The sequence below is a fragment of the Azospirillaceae bacterium genome (assembly GCA_028283825.1).
Classification (GTDB): domain Bacteria; phylum Pseudomonadota; class Alphaproteobacteria; order Azospirillales; family Azospirillaceae; genus Nitrospirillum.
Genome location: JAPWJW010000003.1, coordinates 2,224,206 through 2,240,847, shown reverse-complemented (window position 1 = coordinate 2,240,847; position 16,642 = coordinate 2,224,206). Strand labels below are relative to the sequence as shown.

At 66.6% G+C, this 16,642-nt stretch carries 17 protein-coding genes; 9 read left to right on the top strand and 8 right to left on the bottom strand.

Going from position 1 to position 16,642, the window contains the following annotated elements:
• Nucleotides 1-127: 127 nt before the first annotated feature.
• The 9 genes from lptC (at nt 128) to PW843_22220 (ending at nt 7,383) form a co-directional block, all read left to right on the top strand.
• Entirely contained in the window at nt 128-997 is an 870-nt protein-coding gene (gene lptC / locus PW843_22260) for an LPS export ABC transporter periplasmic protein LptC (GenBank protein MDE1149293.1), read from the top strand.
• 216 nt (nt 998-1,213) lie between these two features.
• Nucleotides 1,214-2,053, top strand: a complete 840-nt coding sequence (locus tag PW843_22255) for an LptA/OstA family protein (protein ID MDE1149292.1) — start codon at nt 1,214-1,216, stop codon at nt 2,051-2,053.
• The gene (gene lptB / locus PW843_22250; GenBank protein MDE1149291.1) at nt 2,050-2,886 is read left to right on the top strand and encodes an LPS export ABC transporter ATP-binding protein; all 837 of its coding nucleotides are present in this window, start codon (nt 2,050-2,052) and stop codon (nt 2,884-2,886) included. Before PW843_22255 ends, lptB begins: the two co-directional genes overlap by 4 nt.
• A 57-nt stretch (nt 2,887-2,943) precedes the next feature.
• On the top strand, nt 2,944-4,485 hold the full coding sequence (rpoN, locus tag PW843_22245; GenBank protein MDE1149290.1) for an RNA polymerase factor sigma-54: 1,542 nt from the start codon (nt 2,944-2,946) through the stop codon (nt 4,483-4,485).
• 134 nt (nt 4,486-4,619) lie between these two features.
• Nucleotides 4,620-5,267 carry a ribosome-associated translation inhibitor RaiA gene (gene raiA, locus PW843_22240; protein ID MDE1149289.1) on the top strand — a complete coding sequence of 216 codons (648 nt, stop codon included), beginning with the start codon at nt 4,620-4,622 and terminating at the stop codon, nt 5,265-5,267.
• A 168-nt stretch (nt 5,268-5,435) separates the two neighbouring features.
• Entirely contained in the window at nt 5,436-5,894 is a 459-nt protein-coding gene (gene ptsN / locus PW843_22235; GenBank protein MDE1149288.1) for a PTS IIA-like nitrogen regulatory protein PtsN, read from the top strand.
• 199 nt (nt 5,895-6,093) lie between these two features.
• The gene (locus PW843_22230) at nt 6,094-6,639 is read left to right on the top strand and encodes an NUDIX hydrolase (protein ID MDE1149287.1); all 546 of its coding nucleotides are present in this window, start codon (nt 6,094-6,096) and stop codon (nt 6,637-6,639) included.
• 191 nt (nt 6,640-6,830) lie between these two features.
• The gene (locus tag PW843_22225) at nt 6,831-7,142 is read left to right on the top strand and encodes a BrnT family toxin (protein MDE1149286.1); all 312 of its coding nucleotides are present in this window, start codon (nt 6,831-6,833) and stop codon (nt 7,140-7,142) included.
• Complete coding sequence (locus PW843_22220) at nt 7,069-7,383, top strand: BrnA antitoxin family protein (protein MDE1149285.1); 315 nt, start codon at nt 7,069-7,071, stop codon at nt 7,381-7,383. The genes PW843_22225 and PW843_22220 overlap by 74 nt, the downstream gene beginning before the upstream one ends.
• Nucleotides 7,384-7,395: 12 nt before the next feature.
• On the opposite strand, the gene PW843_22215 is transcribed toward PW843_22220, so the two are convergent.
• From PW843_22215 to PW843_22180, 8 genes are all read right to left on the bottom strand, one after another.
• On the bottom strand, nt 7,396-7,851 hold the full coding sequence (locus tag PW843_22215) for a GFA family protein (GenBank protein MDE1149284.1): 456 nt from the start codon (nt 7,849-7,851) through the stop codon (nt 7,396-7,398).
• A gap of 134 nt (nt 7,852-7,985) precedes the next feature.
• The gene (gene leuC, locus PW843_22210; GenBank protein ID MDE1149283.1) at nt 7,986-9,395 is read right to left on the bottom strand and encodes a 3-isopropylmalate dehydratase large subunit; all 1,410 of its coding nucleotides are present in this window, start codon (nt 9,393-9,395) and stop codon (nt 7,986-7,988) included.
• A 295-nt stretch (nt 9,396-9,690) separates the two neighbouring features.
• Nucleotides 9,691-10,161 (bottom strand): DUF4167 domain-containing protein, encoded by a 471-nt coding sequence (locus tag PW843_22205; protein ID MDE1149282.1) that lies wholly within the window; start codon nt 10,159-10,161, stop codon nt 9,691-9,693.
• A gap of 340 nt (nt 10,162-10,501) precedes the next feature.
• Entirely contained in the window at nt 10,502-11,362 is an 861-nt protein-coding gene (prmC, locus tag PW843_22200; protein MDE1149281.1) for a peptide chain release factor N(5)-glutamine methyltransferase, read from the bottom strand.
• Nucleotides 11,359-12,444 carry a peptide chain release factor 1 gene (gene prfA / locus PW843_22195; protein MDE1149280.1) on the bottom strand — a complete coding sequence of 362 codons (1,086 nt, stop codon included), beginning with the start codon at nt 12,442-12,444 and terminating at the stop codon, nt 11,359-11,361. Before prfA ends, prmC begins: the two co-directional genes overlap by 4 nt.
• 176 nt (nt 12,445-12,620) lie before the next feature.
• Nucleotides 12,621-13,772, bottom strand: a complete 1,152-nt coding sequence (ispG, locus tag PW843_22190) for a flavodoxin-dependent (E)-4-hydroxy-3-methylbut-2-enyl-diphosphate synthase (GenBank protein ID MDE1149279.1) — start codon at nt 13,770-13,772, stop codon at nt 12,621-12,623.
• Between the two features lie 188 nt (nt 13,773-13,960).
• Nucleotides 13,961-15,142, bottom strand: coding sequence for a DUF4115 domain-containing protein (locus PW843_22185; GenBank protein MDE1149278.1), 1,182 nt, complete (start codon nt 15,140-15,142; stop codon nt 13,961-13,963).
• A gap of 159 nt (nt 15,143-15,301) precedes the next feature.
• Nucleotides 15,302-16,636, bottom strand: a complete 1,335-nt coding sequence (locus PW843_22180; protein ID MDE1149277.1) for a cytochrome c — start codon at nt 16,634-16,636, stop codon at nt 15,302-15,304.
• Between the last annotated feature and the right edge of the window lie 6 nt (nt 16,637-16,642).

Sequence of the window (16,642 nt, the reverse complement as noted above, 5' to 3'; positions counted from 1 at the left end):
GACCGTGGAATCGCGGCTCAGTTAGATTGCATCAAACCGGCGGTGGTGTCGGGGCGGCCGGATCGCCGTCCCAGACCACCGCCCGGACATGCCCACGCCACAATTGGCGGCCAGACCCCGTGGAACCATGACCCTGCCCCCCACCCCAGAAAGCCCCGGCGCCCAGAACGGCGACGCGGGCGGGATTCGGCAGCCGGCGACGCCGGCCGGTTCCGCTTCCCCCGACAAGGCCGCGTCCGCGCCGCCGGCGGCCACCACCCGCGGCGGCTGGGCCAGCGCCCGCCACACTCGGCGGGTAAACCAGGCCAAGGTGGTGCTGCCCACCCTGGCGGGCCTGACCATCGCCGCCATCGCGCTGTGGCCCCTGATCAAGGAGACCACGCAGCCCCGGCAGGCCGACCCCGGCAATGGCCAGCTGGAGATGCTGGACGCCCATTTCCTGGGCACGGACAAGACCGATCGCCCCGTGGAGGTGCGCGCCGACCGCGCCATGCAGGAGAGCAATCAGGAAAACCTGATCGATCTTGTTTCGCCGGAAGCCGAGATCACGTTAAAGAGTGGACAGTGGGTGACCCTGAACGGGGACACCGGGCGGTACGACAAGCAGTCCGGCCACCTGACGCTGGAAGGAAGGGTCACGCTGTTCCACGACCATGGTTATGAGTTCACGACCGACAAGGCGGAAGTGGACACCAACAAGAACCTCGCCTGGAGCAACGCGCGCGTGGCCGGCCAGGGCCCGTTCGGCGACATCGACGCCGGCGGCTTCCGCATGACCGACAAGGGCGACACCATCGTCTTCACCGGCAAGGCGCGCCTGCGCCTGATGGAGAAGGAACGCAAGCCGGTGGACGGCGCCCAGCCGCCCCAGGCGCCCCCCCCGCAAAAGACGCCCCAGCCGGCGACGGCGCGCAAGGCGCCCACCGTCCAACCCCCAACCACATCCACCAGCAAGGCCCCGGCCGGGACCGCGCGGACCGGAGGCATGCAACCGTGAAGTTCCGGTCCAGGACAGTTGGTTTGAGGAAAGCCGGTTTCAGGACGGCGGCCTTGGTGACGGGAACGCTGGTCCTGGGCGCATCCGCCCTGGTGGCGACCGCCCTGCCCTCCCGCGCGCAAGAGGCGGCGGCTTCTGCTGCCACCCCCGCGAAGCCGGCGGCGCCCAAGCCCAAGAAGGCGGCGCCGGCCCAGCCCCCCGGCCGTCAATCCCCTGGTGGCGGGGGAACCCGGCCTGCTGCCCTTCAACCCGCCCGCGGTGACGCCATCGCCCACCGGCGCCATCGACATCACCTCGGATGAGACGATGGAATGGCACGACGACCAGTTGGCCGCCGTGGCGCGCGGCCATGTCATCGTGATCCGGGGGGAAGACACCCTGCATTGCGACACCCTGGTCGTGTATTATCGCAAGACCAAGGACGGCTCGACCGAGATGTACCGCATGGCCGCCGACGGCCAGGTGCACATGGCCTCGCCCAGCCAGGAGGCGTTCGGCGACCACGGCGTCTATGACGTGGACCAGGACGTGACCGTCCTGACCGGCGACCACCTGCACATGGTCACGCGCGCCGACACCGTCTACGCCAAGGACACCCTGGAATATTGGAAGCAGCAGCAGCTGATGGTGGCGCGCGGCAACGCCGTCGCCATCAACGACAAGGGCGACCGTATCCGCGCCGACGTGCTGGTGGGCATCCTGGAACAGAACGCCGCCAAGCAGCTGGAAATGACGCGCATGGACGCCAAGGGCAACGTGCTGATCGTCACGCCCAAGGACATCGCCCGCGGCAGCGAAGGCACCTATAACGTGAAGACGCGCATCGCCATCCTGACGGGCGATGTGAAGCTGACTCAGGGCCAGAACCAGGTGAACGGCCACCGGGCCGAGGTCAACAACGCCACGGGCGTCAGCCGCATGCTGCCCGACGACACGGTGAAGGGTGGGCGCGTGCACAGCGTGCTGGTGCCCAAGAAATCCAACAACCCGCCCCCCGCCGCCCCCGGCACCCCCCCCACCAGCACGCCCGGTCCCGGCGGCGGAGCACAGCCATGAGCACGGCCAAGACCCCCGATACCGCCAAGGCGCCCGAAGGCAAGGTGCCTGCGGCACCCAAGGCCAAGGACGATGCCAAGGGCGGTCCGCGCCTAGTGTCGGACAACCCCAACAACGGGCTGACCGCGACCAAGCTGGGCAAGAGCTACAAGGGCCGTCCCGTGCTGCGCGACGTCAGCGTCAGCGTGCGCCGGGGCGAGGTCGTGGGCCTGCTGGGCCCCAACGGCGCCGGCAAGACCACCAGCTTCTACATCATGACCGGGCTGATCATGCCCGATTACGGCACCATCACGCTGGACGGGCTGGAGGTCACCGACCTGCCCATGTACCGCCGCGCGCGCCTGGGCATCGGCTATCTGCCGCAGGAGGCCTCGATCTTCCGCGGCCTGTCGGTTGAGAACAACATCCGCGCCGTGCTGGAAGTGGTGGAGCAGGATCGCGACAAGCGCGAGGCCACGCTGGACGAGCTGCTGGCGGAATTCTCCATCAGCCATTTGCGCCGCACCTCCGCCCTGGCGCTGTCGGGTGGTGAGCGCCGTCGCGTGGAAATCGCCCGCGCGCTGGCATCGGCCCCCAACTTCATCCTGCTGGACGAACCCTTCGCCGGCATCGACCCCATCGCCGTCAACGACATCCGCGAACTGGTCAGTCATTTGCGCGACCGCGGCATCGGTGTGCTGATCACCGACCACAACGTTCGCGAAACCCTGGACATCGTTGATCGCGCATACATTCTCCACGACGGTATGGTATTGATGGAGGGACTACCGTCGGAGATCGTGGCGCACAAGGACGTGCGCCGTGTGTATCTGGGGGAACGGTTCAGTCTGTAAATATAAGCGCTTATCGCGCACTTCCCTTTCGGGCCACAGTTCTTATTCGGGCGGGTGATGGCGCTTCAACAACGCCTCGATCTTCGGCAGACCCAGGCGCTGGTGATGACTCCCCAGCTGCAACAGGCAATCAAGCTGTTGCAGCTGTCTAACCTGGAGTTGGCCGACTACGTCGATCGTGAGATGGAGCAGAACCCGCTCCTGGAACGCGACGATAGTGACCGTAATCGCGACCCGGCCCCGGACGGGGTGGACCGCGAGGATCCGGTCGCGCGCGCCGACGACATGCCCGTCCGCGACACCGCCGACCTCACCTCCTCAGACCGGTTGGGCCCGTCCAGCGACGCGCCGCTGGATACCGACTTTGAGAACGTCTGGACCAATTCCAGCGCCGTGGACATGGCTGCGGAGTTGCGTGAGGGCGGTGGCGAGGGGGAAGCCTTCGGATCCTGGTCCGGCCGGGGCGGCAGCTTCGACGACGATGATGGCTCGTTCGAACAGACGCTGTCCGGCACCGTGTCGCTGCGCGACCATCTGACCGAACAGATCACCATGGACATCGTCGATCCGCTGGATCGCATGGTGGCGTTCGCACTGATGGATTACCTGGACGAGGCCGGCTACTTCACCGGCGATGTCGCCCTGGTCGGTGACCAGCTGGGCTGCACCGAACAGCAGATCCTGTCGGTCCTGGAACGATTGCAGCGCCTGGACCCGGTCGGCATCTTCGCCCGCTCGCTGAAGGAATGTTTAGCCCTGCAGCTGCGTGAGCTGGACCGGCTGGACCCCTGCATGCAGGCCTTGCTGGACAACCTGCCCCTGCTGGCCGCCCGCAACGTCCCGGCCCTGCTGAAGGTCTGCCAGGTCGATGCCGAGGACCTGTCCGACATGGTGTCGGAGATCAAGGCGCTGAATCCCAAACCGGCGCTGGCCTTCGACCATGAGCCGGTGCAGACCGTGGTGCCGGACATCATGATGCGGGCCCAGCCCGGCGGCGGCTGGCTGGTGGAGCTGAACAGCGACACCCTGCCCCGGGTGCTGGTCAACCAGCGCTACTACGCCCGCATCCAGGGTTCCGCCCGCAACAAGCAGGACAAGGAATACCTGACCGAACAGTTCCAGTCGGCCAGCTGGCTGGTGAAGTCGCTGCACCAGCGCGCCAACACCATCCTGAAGGTGGCGACGGAGATCGTGCGTCAGCAGGACGCCTTTTTCCTGCACGGCCTGCAGTTCCTGCGACCCCTTATCCTTAGGGATATAGCGGAAGCGATCGGCATGCACGAAAGCACCGTCAGCCGCGTGACGACCAACAAGTTCATGGCCACGCCGCGCGGCCTGTTCGAACTGAAATACTTTTTTACATCAGCCATTTCCGGGGCGGACGGCCAGGCCTCGCACTCCGCCGAGGCGGTGCGCTACCGCATAAAAGTCCTGATCGACGCGGAAAAGGCGGATGAGATCCTGTCGGATGACCGGTTGGTCGAGATCCTTAGGGATGAGGGGATCGACATTGCACGGCGGACGGTCGCCAAGTATCGTGAAGCCATGAAGATCCCTTCCTCAGTCCAGCGTCGCCGGGAGAAGGCCCTTGGGATCTGATGATGCGTTCGGTGCACGACGCATGATGGCCGGCTAAATCAACGCCCTGGCCGGCCGCGGGCCGTATTAAAGGCCGACGGCAAGGCACACGCCGCCGCCACTCCTGGCTTCCAACCAAGCGAGACGGACAGGCCATGCATATAATCGTCAAAGGCAAGCAGCTAGACGTTGGCGAGTCCCTGCGCACCCATGTCGAGACCTCATTGACTGGGTTGGTGGAGAAATATTTCAGCAATCCGTTGGAGGCAACCGTCGTGCTGTCGCGCGAGGCGCACCTCTACAAGGCGGATATCCAGGCCCATGTCGGGCGTGGCATCGTCCTGCAAGCCTATGCCGAGGCCACGGAACCCTATCCGGCCTTCGATGAGGCGGCCGAGCGCGTCGCCAAGCGGCTGCGACGCTATAAACGCCGATTACGCGACCATCACCAACGCGTGCATGGCGAGGCGGAAGCCGCCGTGCCCGCCCGCAAGTACATCATCAACGCCGACGCCCATGACGACGACGCCGATGAGGCGGCCGGGGGTGAGGTGAACGGGACCCACGTGAATGGCCACGCCGACGGCCACCACCCCATGATCATCGCCGAAATGCAGACCAACATCGACATGCTGACGGTCAGCGAAGCGGTGATGCGCATGGATCTGGCCGACCTGCCGGCCCTGCTGTTCCGCAACCGGGCGCACGGGCAGTTGAACATGATCTACCGCCGGCCCGACGGCAATGTTGGCTGGGTGGACCCGTCCGACGGCAAGCCCGCCGCCAACGGCAAGACCCATTAATGGTGCCGCCGGTTGGCTACCCCCATTGACCTGGGAGCAGGGATGCCCGAAGCTGGGTTTGGGGTTTGGACGGAAAAGTTGGGTAAACTTTTCCGTCCTATAAAAGCCATACGACAAGACCGGTGAATGAGTGTGGTGGCAATGCCGTCCCAGTTCCTTTTGACGCCAATGATCGAGCTTCTCAGGCCGGACGGCATTGTCGCCAACCTCAAGGTTTCCTCAAAAAAGCAGGTTCTCCAGGAACTTGCCAAGCGCGCCGCCGACCTGACCGGCCAGGGGGAACGCGCCATTTTCGATGTGCTGCTGGAGCGGGAACGCCTGGGCACCACCGGCGTGGGGCGTGGCATCGCCATCCCCCACGGCAAACTGCCCACCCTGCCCAAGGTCAGCGCCCTGTTCGCCCGCCTGGAACGGCCAGTGGACTTTGATTCCATCGATGAGCAGCCGGTGGACCTGATCTGCCTGCTGCTGGCCCCGGAATCGGCCGGCGCCGACCACCTGAAGGCCCTGGCCCTGGTATCGCGCATGCTGCGCAACCCGCTGTTCTGCGAAAAGCTGCGCGGCGCCGACACCGCCGACGCCATCTACGCCCTGCTGACCCACACGGAAGCCAGCAACGCGGCGTAGCCGCGTTTTCCCTCAGGCGCCGGGCGCCGGCATCCGCCGGCTTGGCTTCCTCGATTTCCAGTCCGCTCCGCTCCCCAGAAATCTCCGGCGGACGCCGTCGCGTCCTACGCTTCGCGCTGGGTGAACTCTTCCGTTGGGGCGGCTTGGTTTCGGTTGCCCGACCGCTATAGTGGTCGGATAAGGAATCGGGAGAGCGTCCATGACCGAGCCTGCGCCCACGTTCGGGCCCCGCGTGACGACCGTACCGCCGGGGGAGGATCGGGAGCGGCTGGTATGCCCGGACTGCGGCTACATCGCCTATGACAATCCCAAGATCGTGGTGGGGTCGGTCGCCCTGTGGGAAGACCGCATCCTGCTGTGCCGCCGCGCCATCCCGCCCCGCATCGGCTATTGGACCCTGCCCGCCGGCTTCATGGAACTGGCGGAGACGACGCAGGATGGTGCGGCCCGCGAGGCGTGGGAGGAGGCCGGCGCCCGCCTGGCCATCGGCCCCCTGCTGGCCGTCTACAACATTCCCCGCATCAGCCAGGTGCAACTGATCTACCTGGCCCGCCTGGTGAACCCGGAAATCGCCGCCGGCCCGGAAAGCCAGGAGGTGGCGCTGTTCGCCTGGGACGACATCCCCTGGACCGACCTGGCCTTCCCCAGCGTCGACTGGGCGTTGCGGGAATATGAGGCGCGGCTGGATGCGATCCGCGCCGGCCACCCCTTCGCCCCCGCCACCAACCCCGTGGAGGGGCTGTGACGACCCGTTCGCCAACAGGCGTATTTACTTTTGTACGTACACATCTTATGCTCAGATCAGCCATAGAGGCAAGGGCTTCCGGCCTTGCCGGATCGTCCATTTCCCCATTCGAACGGAGAGTGACATGACCCAAGCCATCCAGTGCCGCCCAGAGGAGATTCTGGCCAAGGCGCCAACAAGGACTGAAAATTATGGAATTCGAGTGGGATGAGAAAAAGGCTGTTCTAAATTATCGAAAACATAAAATTAAATTCGAAGATGCAATTCATATCTTTTTACGATTTACATTAGAGTGGGAAGACAACCGACATGACTATGGCGAAAGCCGATTTATCGCTTTAGGAACCTTTGATGGACGGGTCGTGTGTTGTGTTTACACGGATCGCGGCGACGTTCGTCGTATCATTTCAGCATGGAAGGCGGATAGCCATGAGCAGCGAACGTATTACACGGCGCTCTCTCGATATGCAGCACAAGGCGAAGACGGATTGGACGGAGTTTGACGCGCTAAGCGATGCCGATATCCGGGCCGCCATCAAGACGGACCCGGATGCGGCCCCCTTTGCCGATCAAAGCTGGATGTCCGAAGCCAAGATCATGGATAACGCGGGTAAAGTGCCGGTCACGATGCGGCTTGATCGGGATATCGTTGATTTCCTGAAATCCAGGGGCCCACGGTACCAGACCCAGATCAATAACATCCTTCGATCGTATGTCGATTATGAGCGGAAGAAAACCGGCTAAGCTGCGGTTCTTTCAGAAGCGGATCTTTTCATTGGAAGCCTGCCGGCTCTCCATGTCGCGCAAGCGATCGCTGGTGGGGTCAGTGTATTCCTCCGGCAGGCCGTCCAGCTTGCCCAGCCAGGACAGCCGGCTTTCCACGCCGCACTGCGCCTCCGGCACCGCCGCCTCGGGCTCATCCAGGCTGCCGATGGTGAAGCTCATCCAGTCGCTGTCGGGATAGGCGAAGGACAGGGGCGTGCCGCACTGGGCGCAGAATCCCCTCTCCGCCACCGAGGATGAGGCATAGAAGCTGGGCCGGCCGGTCCAGGTCACCGTCTCCTTCCGCACGCCCGCCAGGGCGGCGAAGAGATTGCCCACCGCCCGCTGGCACATGCGGCAATGGCAGAGGTGCACGCCCTCCGCCGCCATGGTGCTGCTGTACCGCACGGCGCCACACTGGCAACCGCCGCTGAAACCTTCCGAAGCCATGCCGTCCTCCCCGTTCTTTTCGACAGGATGGACAGCATGCGGCCGCTTCCGCGCGATGTGAAGAGCCGCCCCCAAATAACAACGGCGCGACCCCGGGACGGGCCGCGCCGTTGCCATCGAAAACCGGAAACCGCTCAGTTCAGCGTACGCACGTCCGTCAGCTTTCCGGTCAGGGCCGCGGCGGCGGCCATCTCCGGGCTGACCAGATGGGTGCGGCCGCCGGGACCCTGGCGGCCCTCGAAATTGCGGTTGGAGGTGCTGGCGCAACGCTCGCCGGGCTTCAGCTTGTCATCGTTCATGGCCAGGCACATGGAGCAGCCGGGCTCACGCCAATCGAAGCCGGCGGCCACGAACACCTTGTCCAGGCCCTCGGCCTCGGCCTGTTCCTTCACCAGGCCGGAGCCCGGGACCACCATGGCATAGATGCCGTCCTTCACATGACGGCCTTCCACCACCTTGGCGGCGGCGCGCAGGTCTTCGATGCGGCTGTTGGTGCAGCTGCCGATGAAGACCTTGTCCACCGGGATGGCGTTCAGCGGCGTACCGGCCGTCAGGCCCATGTAGTTGAGGGAGCGCTGCATGGCGGCACGGCGATGCTCATCCGCCTCGGCGGCCGGGTCGGGCACGCTGGCGGTGATGGGCAGCACGTCCTGCGGGCTGGTGCCCCAGGTGACCATGGGGGCGATATCCTCGGCCTTCAGCACGACCTCACGGTCGTAGACGGCGTCGGCGTCGGACGGCAGGGTCTTCCACCAGTTGACGGCCTGTTCCCAGGTGCCGGCCTTGGGCGCGTGCGCCCGACCCTTCAGGTATTCGAACGTGATCTCGTCCGGGGCGATCAGGCCGGCGCGGGCCCCCGCCTCGATCGCCATGTTGCAGACGGTCATGCGGCCTTCCATGGACAGGCCACGGATGACGGAGCCGGCAAATTCGATGACATGGCCGGTGCCGCCGGCGGTGCCGATCTTGCCGATGATGGCCAGCACCACGTCCTTGGCGGTCACGCCAGGCGGCAGCTCGCCGTCCACCGTAATGCGCATGTTCTTGGACGGCTTCAGCAACAGGGTCTGCGTCGCCAGCGTGTGTTCCACGTCCGACGTGCCGATGCCGAAGGCCAGGGCGCCGAAGGCACCGTGCGTGGCCGTGTGGCTGTCGCCGCAGACGATGGTCATGCCCGGCTGGGTCAGGCCCTGTTCCGGGCCCACCACATGGACGATGCCCTGGCGGATGTCAGACATGTCGTAATACTCAACACCGAATTCCTTGGTGTTGATGGCCAGCTGCTCCACCTGGATGCGGCTTTCCTCGTTCTTGATGCCGGCCAGGCGGTCGTGGCTGGTGGGAACGTTGTGGTCGGCCACGGCCAGGGTGGCGGACGGGCGGCGCACCTTGCGGCCGGCCATGCGCAGGCCTTCAAACGCCTGCGGGCTGGTCACCTCATGCACGAGGTGAAGATCGATGTAGAGCACGCAAGTGCCGTCCTCCTGCCGGTGAACGACGTGGCTGTCCCAGATCTTGTCATAGAGGGTGCGCGGCTTGCCCATGGATCTTCACTCTAATACGACCGACATATTGAAACAGCGAACCCGATGCGGCGGGTCTTTTTGTTTCACGGAGGCGCAGAATAACGATCACTCCTGTCGCGGACAAGGCCCGCCACGCGCACCCACCGCATAGGGGTTATGTCAGCCCGGGCGCCCAAGCGCTGCATTCAGCGGCATGGGCATCGGGGCCGTTTGGAGTGAAGCGATAAGCCCCAAGCGGGCGGATACCCCGCCCGCCGCCTGGGGAAACATACAAAAAAAGCCCCGACCTGTGGGGGCGGGGCTTTTTCTCCTATCACGCGCTGATCGGCTCGCGTTCGTCTTCGGTGCCGTCAGGCTCACCTTCATCCCCCGCCTCACCCTCTTCGCCCTCGAAGCCAGGCTGCGACTGGTTGGTGTAACCGCCGCGCGGCTCGGGACCGCCCCGCTGCCGCTGCTCGGACTCGTTGATCTGGGTGATGATACGGAAGTAGTGCTCCGCATGCTGCAGGTAGTTTTCCGCCGCCACCCGGTCACCGGACGACTGCGCGTCGCGGGCCAGGGCCAGGTACTTTTCATGCACCTGGAAGGCGTTGCCACGGATGCGGACATCCGGGCCGTTGCTGTCAAAGTTCTGGTGGCGCAGGGGAACGTTCTGACGGCGGTTGCCGCCACCATTGTTCCCGGCATTGCCATTACCGCCGCCGCCGCCGTTACCGCCGGCATTGCCACCGCTATTGTTACTGCCGCGCCCACGCGAACGCCTGGAGTTCGGTCCCTGTCTCATCCGACTGCTGCTCTAGCCCCGTTGGAGTTCGATGCATGCCTAAAGCCAAAGGGGGCGGATCTTGTCGATCCGCGCCGCCGCATCCGAATTCCGGAATCCACTCCCGTCATCGGGGGAACCATCCGGATCGACCATGCTGGGCAAACTGGCATGCCGTGGTGTTCATCATCGGCCCATGAACGCTAGCCACATCCCCAGGGTTTTCCCCGTTTAGGACCTGGCGCGTCGCCCCTTCGGCCTTCACCACGCAAAACGACCCTAACCGCTGTATCCCACTAATCCAACATCTTTTTTGGATAAGCCGCCCCGCGCCACCGGCATCCGCCGGCGAAAGGGCCCGTCAGGCGCCGGCGACCACCACGCGGTCGTGCCCCGCCAGGTCGTCCACCCGGTCCCGGACCATCAGGCCGGCATCCGCGAACAGGTGGGCAACCTCCGCACCCTGCCCCGCGCCATGCTCCACCGCGATAATGCCGCCGGGGGCCAGCAGATCGCCCGCCACCCGGGCCAGATGGCGATAGGGGTCCAGGCCATCCGCCCCGCCATCCAGCGCCCGCCGGGGATCAAAGGTCCGCACCTCCGGCTCCAGCCCTTCGATATCGGCGGCCGGGATATAGGGCGGATTGGACAGGATGGCGTCGAACCGGGTGCCAACGGCCAGCGCATCCACCCAACTGCCTACCAGGAAGGCGCTGCGGTCGGCGAAGCCCAGCCGCCGGGCGTTGGCGACGGCGGCATGGGCAGCACCGGGGGCGATGTCCACGCCCAGGCCCCAGGCGCCGGGCAGTTCGGACAACAGCGCCAGCAGGATGCAGCCACTGCCGGTGCCCAGATCCAGCAGACGCCGGGGATGGGCGCCGTCCGGCAGGTGGCGCAGGGCGCTTTCCACCAGGGTTTCGGTGTCGGGGCGAGGGTCCAGCGTGTCGGGGGCCAGATGGAACTCCAGGCTCCAGAACTCGCGGCGTCCCAGGATGCGGGATACCGGTTCCCGCGCCGCCCGGCGTTCCACCAGGGCCGCCAGCGCCGCTTGGGCCCCCGGTGGCACCGGACGGTCGCCCTCCAGCAGCAGGACGGTGCGCGACCAGCCCAGCGCCTCTTCCGCCAGCAGGCGCACGTCCAGGCGCGGGCTGGCGCAGCCGGCGGCGGCAAGCCGCACCTCCGCCGCCTTCAGCACGTCCTTCAAGGGAAGCAGGTCACTCACTGCAGTTCAGCCAGACGCTCCGCCTCGTCCTGGGCGATCAGCGCCTCCACCACCTCATCCAGGGCCTCGCCCGCCATGACCTTGTCGATCTTGTAGAGCGTCAGGTTGATGCGGTGGTCGGTCACCCGGCCTTGGGGGAAGTTGTAGGTGCGGATGCGTTCGGAGCGGTCGCCGCTGCCCACCTGGCTCTTGCGGTTGGCCGCGCGCTCCGCATCCAGGGCGCTGCGCTGCTGGTCGTACAGGCGGGAACGCAGCACGCGCAGGGCCTTGGCCTTGTTCTTGTGCTGCGACTTCTCATCCTGCTGGATGACCACCAGGCCGGTGGGCAAATGGGTGATGCGCACGGCGCTGTCGGTGGTGTTGACCGACTGGCCGCCGGGACCGCTGGAGCGGTACACGTCGATGCGCAGATCCTTGTCGTCGATCTGGATGTCCACCTCTTCTGCCTCGGGCAGCACGGCCACGGTGGCGGCGGAGGTGTGGATGCGGCCCTGCGTTTCCGTGGCCGGCACGCGCTGCACCCGGTGGACACCCGACTCGAACTTCAGCCGGCGGAACACGCCCCGGCCGGAAATGCTGGCGATGGCTTCCTTGTAGCCGCCCAGCCCCGTCTCGGAGATCTCCATGACCTCGAAGCGCCAGCCCTGGAAGGCGGCGTAACGGCGGTACATGTCGAACAGGTTGGCGGCGAACAGGGCGGCCTCATCACCGCCGGTGCCGGCGCGCACCTCCAGCATGGCGTTCTTGTCGTCGGCCGCGTCCTTGGGCAGCAGGGCCAGCATGACCTGGCGTTCCAGGGCCGGCAGGGCCTTTTCCGCCTGGACCAGCTCATCCTGGGCCAGTTCCCGCATCTCGGGATCGGCCTCGGCCTCCGCCATGCGGGCGAGGTCGCCCAGATCGGCCCGGGCGCGGCGCAGATGCGCGATGGACTCCGCCACCGGCGTCAGCTCGGCGAATTCCTTGCTCATCCGGGTATAGGCGTCGGCCGCCAGCGTGCCCGTCGCCAGGGCGTCGCGCAATTCGTCATGCCGGGCCGACAGCTTGGACAGCGTGTCCCCGAACCGTTCTTCCAAAGTTGTCATGTTTTATCCGTCATCCCGTGTCCGGGCTGACTAAAGCCCCTCAAGCGCCGGGCGCCGCCATCCGGCGGCTTGGGGCTTCCTCGCTTTCCAGTCCGCTACGCTTCCCGGAAAGCTCCGGCGGCCCCGGTCGGGGCCTACAGCGGCATGAGGCAAGTCCTCATGCCGCTGGCATTTCTCTACTCGGCGGCCGCGGCGGCGGCGTCTTCCGCAGCCTTCGCGGCAGCGGTTTCGGCCTGGATCTCGGCGGCCTTCTTTTCGACCAGCGACACCAGGTGATCGACGATGGCGCCATCCTTCAGGCGGTGGGCCGGCTGGCCGGCCAGGAACACCTGGTGCACGCCCTTGCCACCACCGGTGAAGCCGATGTCGGTCATGGTCGCCTCACCCGGGCCGTTCACCACGCAGCCGATGACCGACACGGTCATGGGGGTGGTGATGTGGGCCAGACGCTCTTCCAGCACCTCGACCGTCTTGATGACGTCGAACTGCTGGCGGGCGCAGGACGGGCAGGAAATGACGGTGACGCCGCGGCGGCGCAGGCCCAGCGACTTCAGCATTTCGAAGCCGACCTTGACCTCTTCCTCCGGGGGGGCGGACAGCGACACACGGATGGTGTCACCGATGCCCGACCACAGCAGCATGCCGAGACCGATGGACGACTTCACCGTGCCGGCGCGCAAGCCGCCCGCCTCGGTGATGCCGATGTGCAGGGGATAGTCGCAGGCCTCCGACAAGCCCTGGTAGGCGGCCACCGCCAGGAAGACGTCCGACGCCTTCACGGAAATCTTGAACTCCCGGAAGTCATGGTCTTCCAGGATCTTGGCGTGGGTCAGCGCGCTTTCCACCAGGGCTTCCGGGCAGGGCTCGCCATACTTTTCCAGCAGTTCACGTTCCAGCGAGCCGGCGTTGACGCCGATGCGCATGGCGCAACCGTGGTCCTTGGCGGCCTGCACCACCTCACGCACGCGGTCGGCACTGCCGATGTTGCCGGGGTTGATGCGCAGGCAGGCCGCACCCGCCTCTGCAGCCTCGATGGCGCGCTTATAGTGGAAGTGGATGTCGGCCACGATGGGCACGTTCACCGCCTTCACGATCTCCTTCAGTGCCGCCGTCGACTCCTCATCGGGGCAGGACACGCGGACCAGGTCGGCGCCGGCCTCTTCGGCGCGCAGCACCTGGGCGATGGTCGCCTGGGCGTCGGCCGTCAGGGTGTTGGTCATGGTCTGGACGGAGATCGGCGCATCGCCACCAACCAGAACGTTGCCGACGCGGATCTGTCGTGAGGTCCGGCGCAGGATCTGGCGATACGCGCGATGGGAGGTCGTCATGGCGGAACTTGCCTCATGCGGGAATTTTGATCGTAAAGTGCTGTCGTCGGGCCCCGGGATCAAGAGCCCATCACACAGGTCATGGGCGCGCCGGTCGCGGGGCGTCCCGATTTATCTGGTAACGCAATCCAGATAATTCACCAGCCGAACCGGTTTGCCAATGGCACAACCGGCCGAATCGATCGCCGTCAGTGCGCCCGGGCCTGCAGATCGTCGGCCTGCAGGGGATAGCTGCGCACCACCTGACCCTTGTTGCCCAGCACCGGCAGGTCCTTGCCGTCCAGGCTGATGACCAGGCCGCCGGCGTTGCCGGTTTCCAGCGACAGGCCCGGCACGTCGGGCGCGCGGAAGCTGTCGCCCGGGTGCAGCACGCGGGACGCCCACAGCGTGCCCTTGGCGTCGCGCACCTGGATCCAGGTCTCATCCGTGGCGCGCACCACCACCCGCGCCGGGCCGGTCTGGCCAAAGACGCGGCCCTTGGCCGGCGTGGCGGCGGCGTTGGGATCCGGTGCCGTGGTGTCAGGCCGCATGGAGGTATCGGCGGCGGCGCTGTCGCCGTCGGCGGGCACAGGCCGGGGCTGGCCCAGGTCGGGCATGGCCGGCGCCTCTTCCTCCGGTGCCTCGGACGCCAGGGCCTGGGCGGCGGGCGGGGCCGCGGCGGGCGCCTTGCCGGGGGCGGCGGGCACCGGAGTCGCCGGCGCGCTCACCGGCGGCTGCGCCTGGGGCACGGGACCCGGCACGGCATCGGCCAGGGGGGATGAGGCGTCGGGGGCGGCCCCCACCTCGGGTGCGGTCGGCTGCGCCTGGTTCAGCAGCGCCTGCACCTCGGGCGCCGGCAGCACACCCGCCGGCGGCGGGGCCTGGTCGCTGCTGCTGGTCAGGTGGGCCAGCCGCTCGGGCAGCTTGGGCACCAGGTCCAGGGCGCTGCGGTCGGCGGAGGAATAGAGGTACCAGCCGCCGTAGAGCACGGCCGCCAGCACGGCGGCCCCCACCAGCAGCAGGCCGCTGGGCACGCGGTTCTCACTGACCGGGATGGGCAGGTACAGCTCGGCCGGGCGGACATGGCCCGCCGTCTCATCCTTGAAACGGTTGATCAGGTCGCCCGAATCGATGCCCAGCAGGTCGGCGTAGCTGCGCAGGAAACCCAGGATGTAGGCCTGGCCCGGCAGATCGCCGTAACGGCCGTCCTCAATGGCTTCAAGATAAGGGCGGCGGATGCGCAGGACGTTGGCCACACCGGTCAGGTCGTAGCCCAGTTCCTCGCGCCGCATGCGCAGGATGTCGCCCACGGTTTCGCGCGGGGCCGGGGGCTCCCCCGCCCCCCGGTTGGCGTCGATCATGTCCCGGTAACGGTCGCGGCGTTCAGTCATGACGGCAGCCCCAGCGCCCATCGGCGCGCGAATTATCCCAACCGCCGGTTAACCTGTTATGCCGACGACGATATCGCGCGGAGTCTTATCAAGCGCGTGACGGCGCCGCAACTGCGCCGCCGTCACACCTTGTCGGAACTGCGGATCGAAACCCTGTGCTTAGTGGGCCTCGGGGGGATGGGCGCGGACGTCCCGCACCTGGGCGGCGGTCACCGGGGCCGCCTCGTTACCCCAGCTCTTGCGCAGGAAGGTCACCAGTGCCGCCACCTCATCATCCGAATAGCGGAGGGCGAACCCGGGCATGCCCAGGTTGGACGGCCGCTTTTCGGTGGCCGGCATGGCCGTGCCGAACAGCACCGCGCGGATCACCGTCACCGGTTCGGGCGACAGCACCGACGGGTTGTTGGCCAGCGCCGGGAAGGCGTTGGGATTGCCCTGGCCGTTCGACTTGTGACAGGCGGAGCAGCTATCGACGTAGATCTCCTCGCCCCGGCCCAGATCCTGGCCCGCCAGCAGGGCCGGCGTGGTGGCATCGTTGCCGGTGAACCTGGCATCCTCATGGGCTGCCGGCGCCAGGGTCTTCAGGTAGGCCGCGATGGCCTGGACATCGGCGTCATTCAGCTTCTGCATGCTGAGGCGGACGACGTCGGCCATGGGCGCGCCGGTCACGGCGTGGTGCGGGTTGCGGCCGGTGGTCAGCGTGGCGACGATGTCGTCCCGGCTCCAGTTCCCCAGACCCTCGGCCTTGTTGCTGCGCAGGTTGACGGCGTACCAGCCGTCGATCACCTGGCCGCCGGCCAGATAATCGGGCGAGCGGTCGTCCAGGCCCTTCTCATTCAAGGTGGGGGAACGGGGCGTGTGACAGGCGCCGCAATGGCCGGGGCCCTGCACCAGATAGGCGCCGCGCGCGACCTCAGGATCCGTATAGCGCGCGGCGTCGAACAGCGGCTGGTCGGCATTGGGTGCAAACGTCTTGCGCCAGATGGCCAGCGGCCAGCGCATGGACAGCGGGAAGGGGATGTCGCCGGCCTGGTTGGCCTGCTTCACCGGCTCCACGCCCTTCATCATGTAGGCGTAGAGGTCGGTCACATCCTGGTCCGTCAGGTGGGCGTAGGACGGATAGGGCATGGCCGGATAGAGGGTGTCGCCATTCTTGGCGATGCCGTGGCGCAGCGCGCGGTCGAAATCCGCCAGGGTGTAATGGCCCAAGCCAGTGTCCGCGTCCGGCGTGATGTTGGTGGAGCGGATGGTGCCGATGGGGGTGGCGAACGGCAGGCCGCCGGCGAAGGGCTTGCCGCCGGGTGCCGTATGGCAGGCGGCACAGTCCGACGCCGTGGCGATGTAGCGGCCTCGCTCGACCGCCTGGGCGTCGTCCAGGGCGGGCGCCAGGGTGATGGCCCGCGTCGTCGTCGGCAGGTAGGCGTAGGTAACGGCGGCGGCCCCCGCGACGACAGCGAGGGCGGCAACCGACAGGATGATCTTTTTCATCGTCATGGCCGG